This is a genomic window from Candidatus Margulisiibacteriota bacterium (assembly GCA_041658645.1).
Taxonomy (GTDB): domain Bacteria; phylum Margulisbacteria; class WOR-1; order O2-12-FULL-45-9; family XYB2-FULL-48-7; genus JBAZZV01.
In genome coordinates, this window is sequence record JBAZZV010000033.1 from 1 (window position 1) to 2,530 (window position 2,530).

At 45.1% G+C, this 2,530-nt stretch carries 5 protein-coding genes; all 5 read right to left on the reverse strand.

Annotation, left to right across the window (positions count from 1 at the left end):
- Positions 1–434 (reverse strand): F0F1 ATP synthase subunit alpha (locus WC903_09280; protein MFA5894137.1); only part of this gene is annotated, 434 nt, incomplete at its 3' end.
- 23 nt (positions 435–457) lie between these two features.
- Positions 458–850 (reverse strand): ATP synthase F1 subunit delta, encoded by a 393-nt coding sequence (atpH, locus tag WC903_09285; protein MFA5894138.1) that lies wholly within the window; start codon positions 848–850, stop codon positions 458–460.
- Between the two features lie 91 nt (positions 851–941).
- Positions 942–1,439 carry a F0F1 ATP synthase subunit B gene (gene atpF / locus WC903_09290; protein ID MFA5894139.1) on the reverse strand — a complete coding sequence of 166 codons (498 nt, stop codon included), beginning with the start codon at positions 1,437–1,439 and terminating at the stop codon, positions 942–944.
- A gap of 157 nt (positions 1,440–1,596) precedes the next feature.
- Positions 1,597–1,809, reverse strand: coding sequence for an ATP synthase F0 subunit C (gene atpE / locus WC903_09295; GenBank protein ID MFA5894140.1), 213 nt, complete (start codon positions 1,807–1,809; stop codon positions 1,597–1,599).
- Positions 1,810–1,939: 130 nt separating this feature from the next.
- A partial coding sequence (locus WC903_09300; protein MFA5894141.1) for a FoF1 ATP synthase subunit a occupies positions 1,940–2,530 on the reverse strand: 591 nt, incomplete at its 5' end.

Sequence of the window (2,530 nt, forward strand, 5' to 3'; positions counted from 1 at the left end):
ACCGGATATGTTTTATCACTCGCGATTTTGCCTTTGCCATCAAGCGGCTCGCCTAAAGGACTGACTACCCGGCCGACCAACGCCTCGCCCACCGGCACCTCCAGAATGCGCTTGGTGCATTTCACCTCCGCGCCTTCTTTAACGCCGGTGCAGTCGCCAAGAATGATTACACCGACCGTATCTTCTTCCAGATTCAAGGCAACGCCGTAAACCTTTTCATTAGATTCGCGTTCATTCGAGCCCGTTCGCGATTCATTCGTGCTTTCAAATTCCAACATTTCCGCGCTCATCGCCTCGGAAAGTCCGGCGACGCGGGCGATGCCATCGCCGACCTCAATCACCGTACCGACGGTTTCGCGGCTGATTTCCGCCTTGAAGTCGCTGATCTGTTTCTTTAATTGTTCAACAATGAAATCTTTGGTGGTGTTCGCCATATCAATTCAATAATTAATAATATTTATTTAATCATTTCTTCTTTCAATTGTGCGATTTTTTTCTTCAGACTTCCATCAATCACCTGATCGCCGAATTTCAAGATAAAACCGGCCAAAAGTTTTCCGTCCACGCTTTTTTTCAACTCCACCGATTTGGCGGACTGCTGTTCCTTCAAATAATTCTTGATTGCCAAATCGCTTTCCTTATCCAGCTTCCGCGCGCTCACGACTTCTGCCGTAATCAGCCCCTCATGCTCGTTCCAAATTCTGACAAATTCAGCAATAATCTTATCGGCCAGCTTCAAATCATTATTTTTGATCAACAGCTTCAGGAAATTAGCAACCGCTTCGCCCGCTTTTTTATCCACAACCGATTCATATAAACTTCTAGCGTATTGTTTAACTGTGATTCTCATATTTTTATTGTCATCCCGCACTTGATGCGGAATCCAGGGTTGTTTGCTTGAACCCCTAGATTCCGGGTCAAGCCCGGAATGACAGAAAATATTATTTTGTATTTTTTAATGCCTTTCTAATCATCTCCGCATCATCCTTACTATTCATTTTCTTATCCAGCAATTTTTCCACCGAGGCCACCACCAGATCGGCAACTTCTGCCTTGATTTCTTTCAGGGTCTCGGCCTTTTCCAGCCGCATCCTCTCTTTTTCTTTATTGATAATCTGGCCGATCTCTTCTTTAGTCTTAGCGGCCATCTCCTCTCGTTTTTCCTCAGCCTCAACACTGACGCGTTCTAGAATCGCACCCGCTTCTTTCTTTGCCGCGCTGACAATTTCCTGCCTTTCATTTGCTGCCCGACTCAAGTTTTCCTCTATTTTTTTTGCGTCCGCCAGGCTCTGTTCAATTTTTCCCGTCCGTTCGGCCATCACTTTCAAGAGCGGCTTCAAAGCAAAAAAATACAGCACCGCGAAAACGATGGCGAAGTTGATGACTTGAGCGATCAGTAATTTGATATCTAAATGAAAGGTGGAGATTAGGCTATCCATAAAAATTGTTACATTGTTACATTGTTAAATTGCTACATTGTTAAAAATCACCTTCTGGCAATTTAACAATTTATCAATTTAACAATATTTTCATGTTAATAATCTTACCACTGCCCCGAACTTTGCATCCGAGGCAATTCGTAAAATCGTTAAAATTTTACTTGATTCCAAAAGCAATCACCAGCGCGTAGATCGCGATCGCTTCCGCGAAAGCGGCGGCGAGCAACATCGGCACCAGGATCTTACCGGCAGCTTCCGGATTGCGGCCGATTGATTCCATCGCTTTGGAACCGATCATGCCGATGGCAAACGCCGGGCCAATTGAACCGATGCCGATAGCCAAAGCCTTGGCAAGCATTACTGTGTCCATAAAATTACTACGAATTACGAATTTAATACGAATATACGAATTTGGCTCGTAAATTTGTATCAATCAAGTAATTCTCTTAATTATTTAATATTTTATTCGTATATTCGTTCCTATTAGTAATTCGTAGGAGCTAATGTGCCTCTTCGGAAGTGCTCATCGTCAGGTAGGCCAGAATCAGCATGGAAAAAATCAACGCCTGAATCATCCCCACAATCACTTCCAGAAACATGAAAGGAATCGGCAAGCCGAATGCAAGTATCGCCGACATTGAAGCAAGCAGCACCTCGCCCGCGAAAATATTTCCGAACAAACGGAATGACAGACTCGCGACCTTAGCCAGCTCCCCCACTATCTCAATCAAGCCGACAAAGGCCTTAATCGGGTTAACCAGCAAAACTGCCGGATCTTTCCTGATTTTTTTCGGAATTTCCAGAAAGGCTTTTATATTAATGAACTTATTCAAATAGTTCCAGGCGCCGAGCGCCGCTACTCCGAAAGCGTGGCTGGCTACTACGCCGATAATGGCAAGCGCCAAGGTAGTATTCAGATCGGCGGTACCCCCGCGCAAGAATGGAACAAAAATCTTTTCGTGCCCCTCGGTTACTACCTGGCCGATGGAGCCGACCCCCGGCAACAAGCCCATCCAATTGGACAGCAAAATAAAAATAAAAAAAGAAAACACCAGCGGGAAAAACTTGACCGACCTGGCGCGCGAACCGGT